An 18,570-nucleotide genomic window follows, 5' to 3' on the forward strand; every position below is an offset into this window, starting at 1 on the left:
GGATCTGCGGGTCAATCCTCGACGATGCGCATCAATTTGCGTTCGACAGGCGCCAATATGCCCTGCAACTCCTGCCCGCGCTTGAGCACATGACCCGCTTCCCCCACCAGCGTCCACATGCCCTGGCGATTGCGCAACGCCGGCCGCTTCTCGATCCGATATTCAGGACGCTCGGCAGAGCGCCGAAAAGCGGAGAAAATCGCCGCCTCACGCCCCAGGTCCATGGCATAGTCGCGCCAGTGTCCGGCAGCGACCATGCGGCCATAGAGATCCATGATCCGCTGCAACTCCAGGCGATCGAACCCGACCTGCCCCTGTTGCTGGCCGTTGGGTGCTGGGAACGGCGTCACATTGGACATCAGGCCCGGCCACGCTCCTTGAACAGGGCGACGTCATCGGCAGGCAGTTCGGGCACCTGCTTCTGCGCCAGCAACTCAGCCAGCCGCTTCTGCAACTGCTCCACTTCGCACTGCAGCAATTCCAGCTTCTGCTTTTCGGGATCGAAACAATCGGAGCAGGGCGTGCCATAGGGCAGGAAGTCGCGCTGATAAGCGGTGACATCGACCAGCATCGCGCGCGCGGGGATGCCGACCATGGTCGCGGCCTCCGCAACATCCTTGGTCACCACCGCATTGGCGCCGACACGGGCACGGGCGCCGACACGGACCGGGCCCAGCACCTGCGCGCCCGACCCCACGATCACGCCATTTTCCAGCGTCGGATGGCGCTTGCCGGCGATCCCGTTGGCGGGATCGGTCCCGCCCAGCGTCACATTCTGATAGAGAGTGACGTCGTCGCCAATCTCCGCCGTCTCGCCGATCACGGTGAAGCCATGATCGATGAAGAAGCGCTTGCCGATCTTCGCGCCGGGATGAATGTCATTGCCGGTCAGGAAGCGCGACAGATGATTGACTGCCCGCGCCAGGAAATAGAGCCGCGCCCGATAGAGACGATGCGCCACGCGATGGAAGGCCAGCGACCAGATACCGGGATAGAGCAGGATTTCCGCCCGCGATCGCGGCGCAGGGTCGCGCGACTTGACCGAATCCAGATAGGCGATGAGATTACGCAGCATCGAAACGTCCCTGAACGGACCCGCCCTGCTGGCGCGCCCCTTTTACCCTGTTGCCAGCAACATAGAGATTAAGCGGCAATTTTTCCAGAGCGCGCCCTAATTCGCCTTCCCGGCCCAAAACAGAAACTTGCTTGGCGCCTCAAGATATACCAATCATTGAGGTAGACAATTAGAACGAAGGTGTTTGGATGATCGACACATTTATCGCCCATTTTGGCGAAATACTGCCCTTCATCCTGATCGGCTTCGGCGCGCAGATTATCGATGGCGCCCTCGGCATGGCCTATGGCGTGATTTCCAGCACCCTGTTGCTGGCCATGGGCGTGCCGCCCAGCCGCGCGTCCGCCAGCGTCCATGCCGCCGAAACCTTCACCACCGGGGTGTCAGCGATCAGCCATATCCTGCACCGCAATGTCGACTGGGGCCTGTTCGCCCGGCTCGTCATTCCCGGCGTGATCGGCGGCGTGGCCGGCGCCTACCTGCTCTCCAATATCGACGGCGCGATCATCAAGCCCTTCGTCCAATTCTATCTGGCAGCGATCGGCATCTACCTGATCTGGCGCGGCTTCCATTTCCCCCCGCACAGCAAGAGCCCGAAATGGGTCGCGCCGCTGGGCCTGGTCGGCGGATTCATGGATGCGTCGGGCGGCGGCGGCTGGGGTCCGGTCGTGACCTCCAACCTGCTGATCCAGGGATCGAGCCCGCGCCACACCATCGGCACGGTCAACAGCGTCGAATTCATCCTGACCCTGTCGATCAGCCTGACGTTCCTGTTCCATCTGGGCTGGGAAAGCTTCACCACCTACACGATCGGCCTGTTGATCGGCGGCGTGGTGGCAGCCCCCTTTGGCGCCATGCTGGCCCGCCATGTCGCGCCAAAGGTGCTGTTCGTGGCCGTGGGCATCATCCTGACCCTGACGTCGGCCTTCGGCATCGCCAAATATCTTGGTTATATCGGATAATTCGCTTATATTCGGATTTCTAATTCAGGAATCCGATAAATGTCGAACTACATGCCCACGCTCAAACAGCTGCAATATCTGGTTGCGCTGAAGGAACATGGCCATTTCGGCAAGGCGGCCGACAGCTGCTATGTGACCCAGTCCACCCTGTCGGCCGGCATCCGCGAACTGGAATCCCTGATCGGCGTCACGCTGGTCGAGCGAACGCGCCGCGTCGTGCGCTTCACGGCGCTGGGCGATCGCATCGTCGAAAAGGCGCACCGCGTCCTGCGCGAGGCGGAGGAGCTTGCCGCGATCGCCGAGGCGTCGGGCAAGCCGCTGACCGGCGAATTGCGGATGAGCGTCATCCCGACGATCGCGCCCTTCCTGCTGCCGCGCCTACTGCCCCGCCTGCGCGCCGACCGGCCGGAATTGAAACTCTATCTACGCGAGGAAACGACCCAGGCGGCGATCGATTCGCTGCGCCATGGCAATGTCGACTGCGTGCTGATGGCGCTGCCCTATCCGACCGGCGAACTGGACAGCGAAATATTGTTCCAGGATCCGCTCTATGTCGCCTTCCCGCGCGACGATCCGACCAATCCGCCGGACTGGATTAAGCCGGACATGATCGACGAGAACAAGCTGCTGCTGCTGGAGGACGGGCATTGCCTGAAGGACCATGCGCTGGCTGCCTGCAATCGCCCCGACCTGCGCGCCAGCGCGACGATGATGGGCACCTCGCTCCATACGCTGATACAGATGGTGGACAATGGCCTGGGCGTCACGATGCTGCCGGAAATGGCGTTGGCCGGAGGCATATTGGAACATACCAATATCACCGCGCGCCCGCTGCAGTCCGATCATGCCTGGCGCGACATTGCCCTGGTCTGGCGCAAGAACAGCCCGCGCGAAAAGGAATTCCATCTGCTCGCCGAGATATTGCGCGACGCGGCGGACCATCCCGCGATCCGCGCCAACGCCGCCTGATCGATCAGCGATCCCAGCCCTGCGCCTTGGCCTCATCCTCGGCGCGGGGCGCGACCCAGGCACCTGCGCCATCGGCATAATGCGCCTTCTTCCAGAAGGGTGCGCGCGATTTCAGCCAGTCGATCAGGAAGGCGCAGCTTTCCAGCGCCGCCACGCGATGCCGTGATGCCGTGCCGACGAACACGATCCGCTCGCCCGGCAGCAGCCGGCCATGGCGATGGATGATGGACAGTCCCAGCAGCGGCCAGCGCGCCATCGCCTCCTCCGCGATCCGTTCGGCCTGGCGCTGCGTCATCGCCGGATAATGTTCCAGTTCCAGCGCCACCAGCCCCTCTTCGACGCGGACGATACCGGTGAAACTGGCCACCCCGCCGCCGCCCAGCGCTTCGAGCACGGCAAGCTCGGCCGAAATATCGAAATCATCCGCCTGGATGGCGACCCGTTTCATCCACCCGTGACCGGCGGGAACAGCGCCAGTTCCCGCGCCGTGCCGATTGCCTGATCGAAACCGACAAATTGTTGGTCCAGCGCCGCGCGCAACCGATCGGGATCGGCCAGCGCCTCGGCATAGCCCCCGCCCTGTGCCGCCAGTCGCGCCACCAGTTCCGCTATGGTTTCCTCCGGCGAAGCCAGTTCGACCCGCTCCTCATCGCGGCCAATGGCTTCGCGCACCCAGGCAAAATAGACGAGGGTCACAGCGGCCATGCCGGTCAGTCCATATGCTTGATGCCGACGCGCAGATAATCCCAGCCGGTAATCAGCGTCAGGATCGCGGCGGCCCACAGCGTCAGGATGCCGACGCTCTGCACAAAGGGAAATTGCGGCACGGCGCCGGCCAGGATCAGGGCGCCCAGCGCAATCAACTGGAACGTCGTCTTCCACTTGGCCAGGCGCGATACCGGGACCGACACCTGAAGGCCGGCCAGAAATTCCCGCAGCCCCGACACGGCAATCTCGCGCAGCAGGATGATCATCGCGGCCGCGATATGGATGCCGGCGATGTCGCGCGTCGCGGCGAGCATCAGGATGACCGCGCCGACCATGATCTTGTCCGCGATCGGATCAAGGAATACGCCGAGCTTGGACACCGCGCCCTGCGCACGGGCGAGGTAGCCGTCGAAATAGTCGGTGATGCCCATCAGGCAGTAGAGACCGAAGGCAAGGCCATAGCCCGTGGTCCAGCGCGCGCCCATCTCGCCGGGCCACAACAGGGCCACCAGCAAGGGCACGGTGATGATGCGCGAAAGCGTCAGCAAATTGGGCAGCGTCAGCATCAGGGCGACCTGCCACAGTCCCGCATCGGGCACAAGCGAAGGCAGCAAGAAGTGAACAGGAAATTGGACAGGCCCGCCTGCAGCGGCTAGACCGCCCCCCGGTCGTCCACAGCGAAAAGCCAAACGCACTCATGCAAGCCTCACTCAGGCTCCTCAAAAAGCGCCGTTTTCTGCCGCTTTTCATCACCCAGCTTCTCGGCGCCTTCAACGATAACCTGTTCAAGAACGCCATGGTGCTGTTCGTGGTGTATCAGGTCTATAATGACGAGCGGTCCGAAACCTGGTTCAGTGCGCTGGCCACCGGCATCTTCATCATTCCCTTCTTCCTGCTGTCCGCCCTGTCGGGCCAATTAGCCGATCAGCGCGACAAGGCCGTCATCATCCGCTGGGTGAAGGCAGCCGAAATCGTCATCATGACGGTCGGCGCGACCGGCCTGGCGCTGATCTGGAGCGGCATTGCCGTCCATATCCTGGCGATCCCACTGCTGCTCGCCGCGCTGTTCGCGATGGGCATCCACTCCACCTTCTTCGGCCCGATCAAATATGCGATCCTGCCCCAGCATCTGCATGATGACGAGGTCCTGGGCGGCACCGGACTGGTGGAGGCCGGCACCTATATCGCGATCCTGGCCGGCACCATCCTGGCCGGCATCATCCCGATCGAGGCTGCGGCCATCGGCGTGGTGGTGACCGCCTTCATCGGCTATTTTGCCAGCCGGGCCGTGCCGCCCGCCCCATCGCTGCTCGCCAAGCAACCGATCGACTTCCATGTCATCCGATCCTCGGTCGCGCTGGTGCGCGGCACGATGCATATTCCGCGCCTCTATCTGGCGATCATGTCGATCAGCTTCTTCTGGGCCGTGGGATCGGTGCTGTTCATCCAGTTCCCGCCGCTGGTGAAGAATGTCCTGACCGCGGACAAGTCGGTTGCCAGCCTGTTCCTGGCGATCTTCTCGATCGGCATCGCGATCGGATCGATCGCGATCAACCGGCTGCTCGCCGGCCATGTCTCGGCCAAATATGCCCCCGCGTCGGTGATCGGCATGGGCTGCTGCATCATCGCCTTCCATGTGGTGTGCGACCTGTGGACGCCTGCACCCGGTGGCCAGATGCTGCCGCTCGCCGGCTTCCTCGCCCATCCCATGGCGATCCCACTGTCGCTCTGCCTGCTCGGCGTGGCGACCTTTGGCGGCATGTTCGTGGTGCCGCTCTACGCCTTCCTCACCACCACGGTCGAGAAGTGCGAAGCGGCGCGCACCGTTGCGGCCAATAATATCGTCAATTCCGGCGCCATGGTGGTCGGATCACTGATCGCGATCGGCCTGACCTTGGCCGGCCTGGAGGTGGTCTATCAGCTGCTGCTGGTGGCGGCGATGTGCCTGCCCTGCGCCTGGCTGGCTTGGCGGCTGCACAAGGCCTGTGACGGCCCGGCCTGCAGCGGCGAGCTTTAGAAGATGAAGCTGTAGAAAGCCGTGAAGAAGGCCGAGAAGCTCAGCACGAACAGCTTCCAGTCATTATCGTCGGAAACGGCCACATCGCGGCGGCGACGCGCCTGCGACGACGCATCGTCCGTCAGCTGGAAAATGTGACGGGGCAGCCGCTGCCGAAAGGGGTGACGGGCGGCTTCGTTGGTGAGGACGAGGACTCGGTTTCTCATAAGGATTGGTTAACGCGATATTTACCATTAGTTCCATGGCAAATTTCGTAAAATCCGGGATGTCCCGTCGCGGGACAGACTTGACCGTATCAACAACATAATACAGCATGGCCGTGCCGATGACCGAATTGCCCAACCCCGCCCCTACCGGCACGCCTGCCCCGGCCGCTGACGAAGCGCGCCCGTTCGGCGCCGGGCCGCCCAGCGCCTTTGCCCCCCCCACCCCGTGGAAGCGGCGGCTGCAGATTTTCGGCTGGATCGTGGCGGCAGGGCTGGCCCTGTTGATGCTGATCATCGCCTGGTTGGCGGTGACGGCGCCAATGTCGCGTTCGCTCCAGCCCATTGCCCCGCCCAGCATCAGCCTGATGTCGGCCGACGGCCATCTGGTCGCCCGGCGCGGGGCCATCATCGACAAGCCGGTGGAGGTGGCCAAGCTGCCCGCCCATGTGCCCCAGGCCTTCATGGCGATCGAGGATCGTCGCTTCTATGACCATTGGGGTGTCGATCCGCGCGGCATCGCCCGCGCCATGTGGCACAATATCTGGTCCGATGGATCATCGCAGGGCGGCAGTACCATCACCCAGCAGCTGGCCAAGGGCGTATTCCTGTCGAGCGACCGGACCATGGGCCGCAAGGCGCGCGAAGCGCTGATCGCCTTCTGGCTGGAGGCCTGGCTGACCAAGGACCAGATCCTCGAACGCTATCTCTCGAACGTCTATTTCGGCGACAATGTCTATGGCCTGCGCGCCGCCTCGCTCCATTATTTCGATCGTCAGCCCGAACGGCTGACCATTCCCCAGGCCGCGATGCTGGCCGGCCTGCTGAAGGCGCCCTCGCGCCTCGCACCGACCAGCAATCTGAAGGGCGCGCGCGCCCGCGCCGCGCTGGTGACGCAGGCGATGGTCGAGGCCGGCTATATCAGCAAGGCCCAGCGCAATCAGCTCGCCCCGGCCCGCCTTGATGTGCGCGAGTCCCCGGATGCCACCAGCGGCACCTATTTTGCCGACTGGGTGCTGCCCGAAGCGCGCGACCGGGCGGGCGCCGTCTATGGCGCGCAGGAGGTGAAGACGACGCTCGACTGGCGCATCCAGCGCCTCGCCGAAGCCGCGATCCGGCGCGCGCCGCTGGGCGGGGCGCAGGTGGCGCTGGTGGCGATGAAGCCCGACGGCAGCGTCGTCGCCATGATCGGCGGCAAGAATTACGAGAAGAGCAGCTTCAACCGCGCCGTGCAGGCGAAGCGCCAGCCCGGCTCCACCTTCAAGCTGTTCGTCTATCTCGCCGCGTTCCGCGCCGGCATGACGCCCGACGACATGATCGAGGATACGCCGATCACCACCGGCACCTATCGCCCGGCCAATCATGGCGGCAAATATCGCGGCCGCATCACGTTGCGTCAGGCCTTTGCCGCGTCGAGCAATGTGGCAGCGGTGCGCCTGACCCAGAAGGTCGGCGTCGACAATGTCATCAAGGTTGCCCGCGATCTGGGCGTTACCGCGCCGTTGACCGAAGATCTCAGCCTCGCGCTCGGCACGTCGGAAATCCCGCTGGTGGAGCTGGCCGAGGCCTATGCGTCGGTGGCGGCCGGCGCCTATCCGGTGCTGGCCCATGGCCTGCCGCCCGAGGAACAGGGCTGGTTCGATCGCCTGATGAAGCGCCAGCGTCATTTCAGCGACGACCAGCTCGAAATGATCCGCGACCTCCTGTCATCCGCCGCCAATCGCGGCACCGGCAGCGCGGCGGCGCTGCGCACCAGCACCTTCGGCAAGACTGGCACGACCCAGGATAGTCGCGACGCGATTTTCGTCGGCTATGCCGGCGGCCTGGTGACGGCGGTGTGGATCGGCAATGATGACAATGCCCCGCTGCCCGGCGGCGCGGCCGGTGGCGGTGTGCCAGCACGTATTTGGCGCAATTTCATGGCCGGCGCCATCAACGAACCCGTCGAGAAGGTGCCCGAGGAAGAGCAGGATCCCGACCTGGTCAACGCCATCGCCAATGTCAGCGTCGAAACCGGCATCGGCAATGTCGGCGTCGGCATGGATCAGGGCGGAATGACCGTCACGATCGACGGCAACCAGCTTCGCCTTCCGTCCGACCAGCCTGTGCCGCTGCCGCCGCAAGGCGTGCCCCCACCGCGGATCGCGCCGACCCAGCCCCAGGAAAATGAACCGCAACAGCCATGACGGCGATTTCGATGACCTGCATTTCATGCCTCCGCGCCTATGCGAACAGGCCGTAAAATTGCGTATATTATGTAATCATACCTAGTCTTAACCTACTGACAAATCTCCATTTCCCCTGCCCGTCTGATCGATGATATAGTGCGATTCCCTTCCACTTCAGAGGTCACACGATGGATGGAGCATATGGCCGGGAAGACCATTCGACGCAGAAGGCGCTCGCCGCCCGCTGGACCATAGCGGCCGAGGCCATGGAAGCCCTGGCCGGCGCGCGGTCCCTGGATGCGGTGGTCGCCGTCCTGCGCGCCTTCGCCCGCCGCGCCGTCGGCGCAGACGGTATCGCGGTCGTGCTGCGCGACGGCGACAAATGCCATTATATCGCCGAGGACGCCAAGGCGCCTTTATGGGCCGGGCAACGATTTCCGGCGGAAACCTGTGTGTCCGGCTGGGCGATGCTGAACCAGGAAACTGCGGTCATCGCCGACATATTCGACGATGTCCGGGTGCCGGTGGACGCCTATAGCCAGACCTTCGTCCGCAGCATGATCATGGTGCCGATCGGCCGGGTCGACCCGATCGCCGCCGTGGGCGCCTATTGGTCCGAACCGGCGATGCCGACCGACAACGAGATTTCGCTGCTCGAAGCGCTGGCGCGGGCCGCGTCCACCGCACTCGAAAATGGCCGGCTCTTCAGCGCACTCGAATCCTTGAACGATCATCTGGACCAGCGCGTGCGCGAGCGCACGAGCGAATTGGAAAGCGCGCAGGACAAGCTGCGGCAAATCCAGAAGATGGACGTGCTGGGCCAGTTGACCGGGCATGTCGCGCACGACTTCAACAATCTGCTGACGCCGATCATCGGCGGGCTGGACCAGATCATCGCCGGTGGTCGATCCCCCGAAGCGGTCGCCCGTACCGCCAATATCGCGATGCAGGCGGCGGAAACCGCGCAGACGCTGGTCAAGCGGCTGCTCGCCTTTGGCCGTCGCCAGCCGTTGCAACCGACATCGGTCAATCTTTCCGAGACGCTGGAGAATATGCAAACCTTGCTGGTCAGCACGGTCGGCCCGCAGATCATTCTCCATGTCGATGCCGCGCCGGATGTGCCGCCGGTGCGCGCCGATCGACATCAGTTGGAACTGGCCATCCTCAACCTGGTGGTCAATGCGCGCGACGCCATGCCGAACGGCGGGCAGGTCATCATTTCCGCCGAGCGGTGCAAGAGCCGCCTCCCCGTGCCGCTGATTCCCGGCCAATTTGTCTGCCTGCGCATCACCGATACCGGCATCGGCATGACCCCGGCGGTCAAGGCGTCCGCAACCGAGCCCTTCTTCACAACCAAGCCGGTCGGCCATGGCACCGGCCTTGGCCTGTCGATGGCGCATGGCCTGGCTGGCCAGTTGGGTGGCGCGCTCGAAATCGTCAGTGAAGTGGGCCAGGGCACGGAAGTCCAGCTCTGGCTGCCGATCGAGAAGCAGAAGCCGGTGGCCATCGTGGCGGATGGCGATGGCGGCGAGATCGCAGCAACGCAAGGCAAGGTGCTGCTGATCGACGACAATGCCCTGGTCCGCCATGGCACGCGGGAAATGCTGACCGACCTTGGCTATGACGTGGTCGACATCGACAATGCCGAACTGGGGCTCAGCATGATCGCCGCCGATTTCCGGCCCGACATTGTCGTCACCGACCATATCATGCCCGGCATGACCGGCGCCGAACTGGCGCTGCGGTTGCGCGTCGACCATCCCGAGATCGCGTTGCTCATCATATCGGGCTATGAAGGCGTCGACCTGATCGCGCCGGATATCCCTCGCCTTTCCAAGCCCTTCCGCCGTCAGCATCTTCAGGCCAGCATCGCAGCCGCGCAGGCCCAGACGGTGGGGCGCGCCTAGAGCGCCTGCCCGGCCGCCCAGCCACTGGCCCAGGCCCATTGGAAATTATAGCCGCCAAGCCAGCCGGTAACGTCAACCGCCTCCCCAATGGCGTAGAGGCCCGGCACCTTGGCCGCTTCCATCGTCCGCGACGACAGGCCTGCGGTGGCGATGCCGCCGACCGTGACCTCCGCCTTGGCATAGCCTTCGGTGCCGGACGGTATGAAGGACCAGCCCGCCAGCCGCTCGCCGATCTGGCGCAGGGTCTTGTCGGGCAGATTGCCAAGGTCGCCCTTGGCGCCGATCCGTTCGAGCAGGGCATCGGCCATGCGCTCGGGGAAGCGCTCGACCAGCACGCGCCGCAAGCCGGTGCGCGGGCGATTGCGTTTCTCGTCCAGCAACCAGTCCACGCCGAGGTCGGGCAGGAAATTGACGTGGATCGGCGTGCGATGCTCCCAATAGGAGGAAATCTGCAACATCGCCGGGCCGGAGAGGCCCCGATGGGTGAAGAGCGCCGCCTCGCGGAACCGGGTCTTGTTCCAGCGCACCTCCACCTCGGCCGAGACGCCGGAGAGCGACTGGAACAGCGCATCGTCCGGCCCCAGGGTGAAGGGCACGAGCGCCGGCCGGGGCTGCACCACCTTGAGGTCGAACTGGCGCGCAACCTCATAGGCAAAGCCGGTCGCGCCGAGTTTCGGGATGGAAGGACCGCCGGTCGCCAGTACCAAAGACGGCGCGGACACGGTGCGATCCCCCAGCTTGATGCGGAACAGGCCATCGCCATGGCTGACATCCGTCACCGGCTGGCCCAGCGCCATGGTCACGCTGCCGGCCGCGCACTCCTCTGCCAGCATGGCGACAATCTGTTTCGCCGATCCGTCGCAGAAAAGCTGGCCCAGCGTCTTCTCATGCCAGGTGATGCCATAACGGCCGATCAGGGTAAGGAAATCCTGCGGCGTGTAGCGGCCCAGTGCCGATTTGGCGAAATGCGGATTGGCCGACAGATAGCGATCGGCAGCGGTATGGATGTTGGTGAAATTGCAGCGGCCGCCGCCGGAGATCAGGATTTTCTTGCCCGGCGCATCGGCATGGTCGGTCAGCAACACCCGGCGGCCGCGCTGGCCGGCGGTCGCTGCGCACATCATGCCGGCGGCGCCGGCGCCCAGGATTATCGCGTCATAATCGCCCATCACCGCCCCCGCTTCATCCGCACGATGGCCTCGTCCAGCGCGGACAGGAAGCGGGATCGATCCGTCTTGGAGAAAGGCGGCGGCCCGCCGACCGGATCACCCACGGCGCCGGCGCGCAGGTCCGCCATGATCGCCCGCACCGCGATGGCGCTACCGATCGAGGCGCTGGTGAAGGGCTTGCCATTGGGCGCGATCACCCCCGCCCCGGCCTTGAGGCAGCGGTCGGCAAGCAGAATGTCGGCGGTGATGCAGAGCGTATCGGCACCGGCGCGTTCGGCGATCCAGTCGTCGGCGGCGTCGAACCCGTCGCTCACCACCACGCGGTCGATCAACTCATGCGCCGGAATGCGGATCGGGCTGTTGCTGACGATGGTGACCGGCACGCCATGGCGGAAGGCAACCTTATAGATTTCCTCCTTCACCGGGCAGGCGTCGGCATCGACCAATATGTGCATCGCCGCGCTGTCCTTTCGTCCCGGCCGTTCGCGGCGGCGATAGGCGGACAGGGAGCAACGTGCAATGGGCCGGGGAAACCCCCGGCCCATCCTGTCCTCAGCGCCCGACGATTTCGAGCAGATGCGGCGGATAGCGCTCGCCCTCGACCGGGATGGCGTCGGCCGCCGCGCGGATCCGGGTCAGGTCGGCATCACTCAATTCGACCTGGGCCGCGCCCAGATTTTCCTCCAGCCGGTGCAGCTTGGTGGTACCGGGGATCGGCACGATCCAGGGCTTCTGCGCCAGCAGCCAGGCGATCGCGATCTGCGCCGGGGTCGCATCCTTCTCGGCCGCGATGCCCTTGAGCAGATCGACCAGCGCCAGGTTCTTCTCCCGCGCCTCGGCGGCAAAGCGCGGCAGGCTGTTGCGGAAATCGCCTTCGGCCAGCGCCGTATCCTTGCCGATCGCGCCGGTCAGGAACCCCTTGCCGAGCGGGCTGTAGGGCACGAAGCCGATGCCTAGTTCCTCGCAGGTTTCAAGGATGCCGTTGGTTTCCGGGCCACGGGTCCAGAGCGAATATTCATTCTGGAGCGCGGCGACCGGCTGCACCGCATGGGCGCGGCGGACCGTCGCAGCCGACGGCTCGGACAGGCCGAAATGCCTGACCTTGCCCTCGGCGATCAGATCCTTGACCACCCCCGCCACATCCTCGATCGGCACGGCCGGATCGACGCGATGCTGGTAGAAAAGATCGATCACCTCGACACCCAGCCGCTTGAGCGAGGCGTCCGCCACCGCGCGGATATTGTCCGGCCGGCTGTTGAGCGCGCCAAGACCGGCGCCGATGTCGAAGCCGAACTTGGTGGCGATCACCACCTGGTCGCGCACCGGCGCCAGCGCGGCGCCGACCATTTCCTCGTTGGTATAGGGGCCGTAGACCTCCGCCGTGTCGAAGAAGGTGACGCCGAAGTCGACAGCCGCACGGATCAATTTGATCCCTTCATCCTGGCTGACGGCGGTGCCATAGCCGAAGTTGAGGCCCATGCAGCCCAGGCCAATGGCCGAAACCTCCAGCCCGCTCTTGCCCAAAAGTCGCTTTTCCATAGCGGTCACTCCGATTTGATGTCCGAACGGAAGATAGGCTGTCGCCAAGCGGCGGATTAGATCATAAAAGCGGCAAGACTTTATATCCGGAGTTCATGAATGCGGCGCGAAGAGCTGGTCGACCTCAACGCCTTCCTGATGGTCGCCGACACCGGCAATTTCACCCGAGCGGCCGCGCTGCTCGGCACGTCGCAGTCCGCGCTCAGCCATACCATAAGGCGGCTGGAAACGCGCCTGGGCGTGCGCCTGCTCACCCGTACCACCCGCAGCGTCTCCTTGACCGAGGCCGGCGATCGCCTGTCCGCCACGCTGCGCCCGGCGCTCGACAGCATCGCGACCGAACTGGCTTCGCTCGGCGACCTGCGCGAACGGCCGGCCGGCACGATCCGCATCACTGCCGCCGAACATGCCAGCAACACGGTCGTCTGGCCAGCATTGCAACGGCTGTTGCCGCGCTATCCCGACATCCATGTCGAATTGAGCATCGATTCCGGCTTTGTCGACATCGTCAAGGAACGCTTCGATGCTGGCGTGCGGCTGGGCGAGGCGATCGCCAAGGATATGGTCGCCGTGCGCATCGGCCCGGACCTGCGCATGATCGTGGTCGGCGCGCCCGCCTATTTCGCCAGCCGCCCGGTGCCGCGCACGCCGCAGGATCTGGCCGCTCATGACTGCATCAATCTGCGCCTGCGCAGCGCCGGCGGCCTTTATGCCTGGGAACTGGAAAAGGACGGCCATGAAATCCGGGTGCGGGTGGAGGGGCAACTGGCCTTCAACAGCATCGAGATGATCCGCCGCGCCGCCCTCGCCGGCTTCGGCCTCGCCTTCGTGATGGAGGATCAGGTGCGCGCGGATATCGACGAAGGCCGGCTGATCCCGGTGCTGGAGGACTGGTGCCCGCCCTTTGCCGGCTATCATCTCTATTATCCCAGCCGCCGCCAGCCCGCCGCCGCCTTCAGCATATTGGTCGACGCGCTGCGCTATCGCGGCCCCTAGGGGCGATCGACATTCAGATGATGACGTGACGAAAATGGTGGTTTTCCGTAATCCGGAGCGCAGCGTACTTAAAGTACGTGAGCACTGGAAGTGCGGAAGGCCGCCATTTGCAGGCCGTCAGGGCTGAATGTCGATTGACCCTAGGCCATTTTGCCGCCTTCTCCCGCGGCGATAACTGTCCTACATGGAGGGATAATGAGCGCATCCCTCTACAATAACGACATTCTTCGCCTCGCCGCGAGCATTCCGCACCACCAGCGGCTGGCCGATCCGCAGGCCAGCGTGGAAAAGCGATCGCCGACCTGCGGCTCGCGCATTACGGCCGATGTCCGCATGGCCGACGGCAGGCTCGCCGAAATGGGCCTGGACGTGAAGGCCTGCGCCCTGGGCCAGGCCTCCGCCGCGCTGATGGCGGCGCAGGCGATCGGCCTGACTGCTGACGAACTGGCGGAGGCACGCGACAAGCTGGCCGCCTATCTGTCGGGCGAGAGCGAGGATCTGGATTTCTGGCCCGGCCTTGCAGTGCTGGCGCCGGCCCGCGGCTATCCCGCGCGCCACCCCTCGATCCGTCTGGGCTTCGAGGCGATCGCCGAAGCCGCGCGGATGGCGGACGCCTGATGCCGGTCGCGGAAACCGCCATGTCGGCCACCGACGTTCTCCTGTCCGAAGGCGTGATCCTGCTCGGCGTCGCCGTGGCCTTCGTCCTGCTGTTCCGCCGCTTCGGCCTGGGTGCGGTGCTGGGCTATCTGGTCGCCGGCGCGCTGGTCGGCCCGCAAGGGCTGGGCTTGGTCGGCGGCGCGGAATCGAAGCTCGCCATTGCCGAAATCGGCATCGTCCTGCTGCTCTTCCTCGTCGGCCTCGAACTCCATCCCGCGCGCCTGTGGCGACTGAAGCGCGACATCTTCGCGCTCGGCCTGGCACAAGTCGTGCTGTGCGGCCTCGCCCTCATCGCCATCATCTTCTACTCGACCGGCTTCACCTGGGGCGCCGCGATCGCGCTCGGCCTGCCGCTCGCCCTCTCCTCAACCGCGCAGGTGCTGCCCAGCCTCAAGAGCAGCGGCCGCATCAACTCGCCCTTCGGTGAGAAGGTCTTCTCGATCCTGCTGTTCCAGGATCTCTCGATCGTCCCGCTGATCACCATCGTCGCCGCCCTCTCCCGCAATCCGGCAGACGCTGGCGGTCCGCCCGGATGGGTGCTGGCCGGCTATACCGTCGCCGCGATCGCCGGGCTGGTGCTGGCCGGCCGCTTCATCCTGCGGCCGTTGCTCAACCTGGTTGGTCGGCAGGGCGAGCGCGAACTGTTCGTTGCGGTCGGCCTGTTCACCGTGCTGGCCGCCGCATCTGTGATGCACAGCCTGCATCTCTCGACCGCGCTTGGCGCCTTCGTCGCGGGCGTGATGCTGGCCGACTCGCCCTATCGCCACGAAATCGAATCCGACGTCGAGCCGTTCCGCTCCATCCTGCTCGGCCTCTTCTTCCTGGCCGTCGGCATGGTGCTGGACCTGCGCGCCGTCGCCGCCAATCCCCTGTTCGTCATCGGCATGGCGGCGATGCTGGTGGCCGCCAAGACCGCGATCATCGCCCTGCTCGCCCGGCTGTTCGGCATGGCCTGGCAACAGGCGCTGAGCGCCGGCCTGCTACTCTCCCAAGGCGGTGAATTCGGCTTCGTCCTCTTCGCCCAGGCGCAGAATGCCTATCTGATCGCACCGCAGGCGGCGAGCCTGTTCAGCGCGATCGTCACCTTCTCCATGGCGACCACGCCCTTCCTGATGCTGTTTGCCCGCCGCTTCGAATTCGCCCAGCCCAAGGATCGCGACGACCTGCCGGGGCCGGAGGATGCGCCGCGCGGCAGCGCCATCATCGTGGGCTATGGCCGGTTCGGCCAGACCGTGGCCCAGATGCTGATGGGCCATGGCTTCGGCGTCGTGCTGATCGACAAGAAGCCCGCCCAGATCGAGGTGTCGAGCCGCTTCGACATGAAGGTCTATTATGGCGATGGCACGCGGATCGACCTGCTCCGCCGCGCCGGTGCCGACGAAGCCCGGCTGATCGCCTTCTGCATCGACGATCCTTCGCTGGATGGCCGTGTGCTGCAGCCCATTGCCGAAGCCTTCCCCCAGGCCGCGCTGATGGCGCGCGTGTTCGATCGTCGCCAGATCCTGGCGATGCAGGATATCGAACTGGCCGGCGTGGTGCGGGAAGTATTCGAATCGGCCATCTGCATGGGCGTCCAGGCGATGCAGACGCTGGGTGTGCCGCCCGAAGAGGTCGAGGAAGTCGAGCGCCAATATCGCGAGAATGACGGCCAGCGCCTCGCCCTGCAGATCGAGCATGGGAATCTGCTGGCGGCCAAGGACCTGATGTACCGCCCCGGCCGGGGCATGCGCCTGCGCGCGCGCGGAGATGGAGAAGAAGCATGATCGCCATTCTGGCCGCCCTGTCGGCAGCGCTCGCCATTGCTGCCGGTGCCTTTGGCGCCCATGGCGCCGCCAGCCCGCAGGCGGCGGAGTGGCTGCGCACCGGCGGACTCTATCAGCTGATCCATGCCGTCGCGGTCCTGACGATCATGGGCATCACGCGCGGCGGCGCCCTGTTGCTACTGATCGGCGCGGCGATCTTTGCCGTCAGCCTCTATGCCATGGCGCTGGGCTGCCCGCGCTGGCTGGGCGCGGTGACGCCGATCGGCGGCGCGATGATGATCGGCGGCTGGCTCTGGGCCGCCTTCAACTACTGGCAGCGGGGCTGACCCAGCCACTTGCCGCCGCAGGTGGACACGCCTAGATAATCGCCATGGCAGATCATTCGCACCATCATCATCAGGAACCCACCGGCAAGAAGCTGGCCGACGCGGCGCAGGCTACGCTGGAGGCGAAGGATGAGCAGTGGACGCCGATGCGCGCCGCCATCTTCGACGCGCTGGCAGCCGAAGAAAAGCCGGCATCGGCCTATGATATCGCCGACACCGTGTCCAAGGCACGCGGCAAGCGGGTCGCGCCCAATAGCGTCTACCGCATCCTCGACCTGTTCGTAGCGAACAATATCGCGATGCGGGTGGAAAGCGCGAACGCCTATATCGCCAACGCGCATCCCGGTTGCCATCATGACTGCATCTTCCTGGTCTGCGACAGTTGCGGCCAGGTGACGCATATCGACAATGATCCCATCACCGGATCGCTGCGGTCGGTGGCTGAAAAGGCCGGCTTCGCGCCGGTGCGGCCGGTGATCGAGGTGCGCGGCACCTGCAGCGCCTGCCACTGACGGGCGGTTCATGACCATCATCGAATGGGTCGCAGCCGCGCTGGGCCTGATCAATGTCGTGCTGGTGGCGCGCCGTTCGCTGTGGAACTATCCGTTCGGCATCGCCATGGTCGCGCTCTATTTCTTCGTCTTTTTCGAGGCGAAGCTCTACAGCGACGCGCTGCTGCAAATCTTCTTCCTGGTGATCAACGCCTATGGCTGGTGGAACTGGGTGCATAGCGAGAAGGTCGCCGACGGCGGCATAGCGGTGGCGCGCCTTAGCGTTCCGGCCCGCCTCGCCTGGATCGCGGGCACTGCGCTCGCCAGCCTGGCCTGGGGCCTGGGCATGGCGCGCTTCACCGACGCCGCCGCGCCCTTCGCCGACGCCATGATCGCCGGCATGAGCGTCGCCGCGCAGATATTGCAGTCGCAGCGCAAGGTCGAAAGCTGGGTTCTGTGGGTGGCGGTCGATGCCCTTGCCACCGGCCTGTTCTGGAGCCGCGGCCTGACCGCGACGTCGATCCTCTACGCCATCTTCTTCTTCATCGCGCTATGGGGCCTGATCGCCTGGCGCCGCACGATGGACCGTGCGCCGGCATGACCCGCGGCTTCCTGCTCGGCAAGTTCATGCCGCCCCATGCCGGCCATCAGATGCTGATCGACTGTGCGCGGGCGATGGTGGACGAACTCACCATCCTGGTCTGCTGGTTGCCGGGCGATCCGATCCCCGGTCCACTGCGGCTGCAATGGATGCGCGAACTGGCGCCGGGGTGCCGGGTCATCGGCCATGATGCGGTCGTGCCGCAGGCGCCTGAAGACTCCGCCGACTTCTGGCCGATCTGGCGGGCCATCGTGGCGCAGGCCCATCCCGAGCCGATCGACCTGCTGTTCGCCGGCGAAGCCTATGGGCTGCGGCTCGCGCAGGAAGTCGGCGGCAGCTTCGTGCCGCTGGGTGCCCGCATATTGGGTGCGGACCAGAACGGACTGGGTGGCCTGTCCGCCAGCGTCGTGCGTGCCGATCCCTGGGGGCAGTGGCGCTGGATCGCGCCGCCGGTCCGCGCGCATTTCACCCGGACGATCGTACTGCATGGCGTCGAAAGCACCGGCAAGTCGGTGCTGGCCGAACGGCTCGCCCGGCATTTCGACACGATCTGGGTGCCCGAATATGGCCGCGCCCAGGCTGAAGTTCACAGTGTCGATATGAACGAGGCCGACCTGCTGCTGATCGGTGCCGCCCAGTCCGCGACGATCACCGCCGGCCAGCGACTGGCGAACCGTCGCCTGTTCGCCGACACCGACGCGCTGATGACGGCGGCCTGGGCCGAGATGATGATCGGCCATGCGCCCGACGCGCTGCTCGCTTACCCGAAGGCCGACCTCTATCTGCTGCTGGAACCCGATGTCGCCTGGATCGACGATGGCACGCGCCTCTATGGCGACGATCCGGTGCGGGCGCGATTTGCCGATATCAGCCGGAACGTGCTGATCGACAGCGGCGTTACCTGGGCTTCGGTCGGCGGGGATTGGGACAGTCGTTTCACCCGCGCCGTTTCCCTGATTGAAGATTTGGCGCCCCCCTGCATGACGTCAGGGTTCGACTTGGCGCAGGAAAGCGAGTAG

Annotated in this window: 21 protein-coding genes; 12 read left to right on the forward strand and 9 right to left on the reverse strand. The window is 65.1% G+C overall.

Translation table 11 applies throughout. The features are described 5' to 3' along the window. Positions 1 to 11: 11 nt before the first annotated feature. The gene (locus AC13EK_RS12440; protein WP_069338373.1) at positions 12 to 359 is read right to left on the reverse strand and encodes a DUF2794 domain-containing protein; all 348 of its coding nucleotides are present in this window, start codon (positions 357 to 359) and stop codon (positions 12 to 14) included. After that, positions 359 to 1,075 carry a serine O-acetyltransferase EpsC gene (epsC, locus tag AC13EK_RS12445; RefSeq protein WP_010339066.1) on the reverse strand — a complete coding sequence of 239 codons (717 nt, stop codon included), beginning with the start codon at positions 1,073 to 1,075 and terminating at the stop codon, positions 359 to 361. The genes AC13EK_RS12440 and epsC overlap by 1 nt, the downstream gene beginning before the upstream one ends. A gap of 188 nt (positions 1,076 to 1,263) precedes the next feature. Between epsC and AC13EK_RS12450 the strand changes: the two genes are divergently transcribed. Both AC13EK_RS12450 and AC13EK_RS12455 read left to right on the forward strand, forming a co-directional pair. Then, the gene (locus tag AC13EK_RS12450) at positions 1,264 to 2,037 is read left to right on the forward strand and encodes a sulfite exporter TauE/SafE family protein (protein WP_004212403.1); all 774 of its coding nucleotides are present in this window, start codon (positions 1,264 to 1,266) and stop codon (positions 2,035 to 2,037) included. Between the two features lie 39 nt (positions 2,038 to 2,076). Continuing rightward, the gene (locus tag AC13EK_RS12455; RefSeq protein ID WP_004212401.1) at positions 2,077 to 3,006 is read left to right on the forward strand and encodes a hydrogen peroxide-inducible genes activator; all 930 of its coding nucleotides are present in this window, start codon (positions 2,077 to 2,079) and stop codon (positions 3,004 to 3,006) included. A gap of 4 nt (positions 3,007 to 3,010) precedes the next feature. Here the strand turns inward: AC13EK_RS12455 and AC13EK_RS12460 are convergent, their stop codons facing one another. From AC13EK_RS12460 to pgsA, 3 genes are read right to left on the reverse strand one after another with little or no spacing between them, the layout of a single operon-like run. Next, on the reverse strand, positions 3,011 to 3,454 hold the full coding sequence (locus AC13EK_RS12460) for a molybdenum cofactor biosynthesis protein MoaE (RefSeq protein ID WP_483022212.1): 444 nt from the start codon (positions 3,452 to 3,454) through the stop codon (positions 3,011 to 3,013). Continuing rightward, on the reverse strand, positions 3,451 to 3,711 hold the full coding sequence (gene moaD, locus AC13EK_RS12465; RefSeq protein WP_069338371.1) for a molybdopterin converting factor subunit 1: 261 nt from the start codon (positions 3,709 to 3,711) through the stop codon (positions 3,451 to 3,453). Before moaD ends, AC13EK_RS12460 begins: the two co-directional genes overlap by 4 nt. A 5-nt stretch (positions 3,712 to 3,716) precedes the next feature. Then, positions 3,717 to 4,280, reverse strand: a complete 564-nt coding sequence (gene pgsA / locus AC13EK_RS12470; protein WP_004212395.1) for a CDP-diacylglycerol--glycerol-3-phosphate 3-phosphatidyltransferase — start codon at positions 4,278 to 4,280, stop codon at positions 3,717 to 3,719. Between the two features lie 131 nt (positions 4,281 to 4,411). On the opposite strand from pgsA, the gene AC13EK_RS12475 reads away from it, so the two are divergent. Beyond that, positions 4,412 to 5,731: an MFS transporter gene (locus AC13EK_RS12475; RefSeq protein WP_004212394.1), complete on the forward strand. Its 1,320-nt coding sequence runs from the start codon at positions 4,412 to 4,414 to the stop codon at positions 5,729 to 5,731. Here the strand turns inward: AC13EK_RS12475 and AC13EK_RS12480 are convergent. Then, positions 5,728 to 5,937, reverse strand: coding sequence for a hypothetical protein (locus tag AC13EK_RS12480; protein ID WP_004212393.1), 210 nt, complete (start codon positions 5,935 to 5,937; stop codon positions 5,728 to 5,730). The two genes, AC13EK_RS12475 and AC13EK_RS12480, sit on opposite strands and share 4 nt — an antisense overlap. 107 nt (positions 5,938 to 6,044) lie before the next feature. Here AC13EK_RS12480 and AC13EK_RS12485 point away from each other — a divergent pair, with 107 nt between their 5' ends. Continuing rightward, positions 6,045 to 8,120, forward strand: coding sequence for a transglycosylase domain-containing protein (locus AC13EK_RS12485; RefSeq protein WP_277788318.1), 2,076 nt, complete (start codon positions 6,045 to 6,047; stop codon positions 8,118 to 8,120). Between the two features lie 170 nt (positions 8,121 to 8,290). Continuing rightward, positions 8,291 to 10,009: an ATP-binding protein gene (locus AC13EK_RS12490; protein WP_277788319.1), complete on the forward strand. Its 1,719-nt coding sequence runs from the start codon at positions 8,291 to 8,293 to the stop codon at positions 10,007 to 10,009. Here the strand turns inward: AC13EK_RS12490 and AC13EK_RS12495 are convergent. The 3 genes from AC13EK_RS12495 to AC13EK_RS12505 form a co-directional block, all read right to left on the reverse strand. Further along, a complete protein-coding gene (locus AC13EK_RS12495) occupies positions 10,006 to 11,178 on the reverse strand; it encodes a BaiN/RdsA family NAD(P)/FAD-dependent oxidoreductase (protein WP_069338183.1) in 1,173 nt (390 codons plus the stop codon). The two genes, AC13EK_RS12490 and AC13EK_RS12495, sit on opposite strands and share 4 nt — an antisense overlap. Continuing rightward, positions 11,178 to 11,633, reverse strand: coding sequence for a YaiI/YqxD family protein (locus AC13EK_RS12500; RefSeq protein ID WP_037507162.1), 456 nt, complete (start codon positions 11,631 to 11,633; stop codon positions 11,178 to 11,180). Before AC13EK_RS12500 ends, AC13EK_RS12495 begins: the two co-directional genes overlap by 1 nt. A 97-nt stretch (positions 11,634 to 11,730) precedes the next feature. Further along, positions 11,731 to 12,717, reverse strand: coding sequence for an aldo/keto reductase (locus AC13EK_RS12505; protein WP_069338184.1), 987 nt, complete (start codon positions 12,715 to 12,717; stop codon positions 11,731 to 11,733). Positions 12,718 to 12,816: 99 nt separating this feature from the next. On the opposite strand from AC13EK_RS12505, the gene AC13EK_RS12510 reads away from it, so the two are divergent. The 7 genes from AC13EK_RS12510 (at position 12,817) to AC13EK_RS12540 (ending at position 18,570) form a co-directional block, all read left to right on the forward strand. Further along, positions 12,817 to 13,713: a LysR family transcriptional regulator gene (locus tag AC13EK_RS12510; protein ID WP_004212385.1), complete on the forward strand. Its 897-nt coding sequence runs from the start codon at positions 12,817 to 12,819 to the stop codon at positions 13,711 to 13,713. Positions 13,714 to 13,908: 195 nt separating this feature from the next. Next, positions 13,909 to 14,331, forward strand: coding sequence for an iron-sulfur cluster assembly scaffold protein (locus tag AC13EK_RS12515; RefSeq protein ID WP_017499237.1), 423 nt, complete (start codon positions 13,909 to 13,911; stop codon positions 14,329 to 14,331). After that, on the forward strand, positions 14,331 to 16,133 hold the full coding sequence (locus AC13EK_RS12520; RefSeq protein ID WP_004212381.1) for a cation:proton antiporter domain-containing protein: 1,803 nt from the start codon (positions 14,331 to 14,333) through the stop codon (positions 16,131 to 16,133). The genes AC13EK_RS12515 and AC13EK_RS12520 overlap by 1 nt, the downstream gene beginning before the upstream one ends. Next, entirely contained in the window at positions 16,130 to 16,459 is a 330-nt protein-coding gene (locus AC13EK_RS12525; protein WP_010339052.1) for a DUF423 domain-containing protein, read from the forward strand. The genes AC13EK_RS12520 and AC13EK_RS12525 overlap by 4 nt, the downstream gene beginning before the upstream one ends. A 44-nt stretch (positions 16,460 to 16,503) precedes the next feature. Continuing rightward, the gene (locus AC13EK_RS12530; RefSeq protein WP_017499240.1) at positions 16,504 to 16,971 is read left to right on the forward strand and encodes a Fur family transcriptional regulator; all 468 of its coding nucleotides are present in this window, start codon (positions 16,504 to 16,506) and stop codon (positions 16,969 to 16,971) included. A gap of 10 nt (positions 16,972 to 16,981) precedes the next feature. Further along, positions 16,982 to 17,551, forward strand: a complete 570-nt coding sequence (pnuC, locus tag AC13EK_RS12535; protein WP_017499241.1) for a nicotinamide riboside transporter PnuC — start codon at positions 16,982 to 16,984, stop codon at positions 17,549 to 17,551. Continuing rightward, entirely contained in the window at positions 17,548 to 18,570 is a 1,023-nt protein-coding gene (locus AC13EK_RS12540) for an AAA family ATPase (protein ID WP_069338185.1), read from the forward strand. Before pnuC ends, AC13EK_RS12540 begins: the two co-directional genes overlap by 4 nt.

The sequence above is a fragment of the Sphingobium sp. L-44 genome (assembly GCF_056859495.1).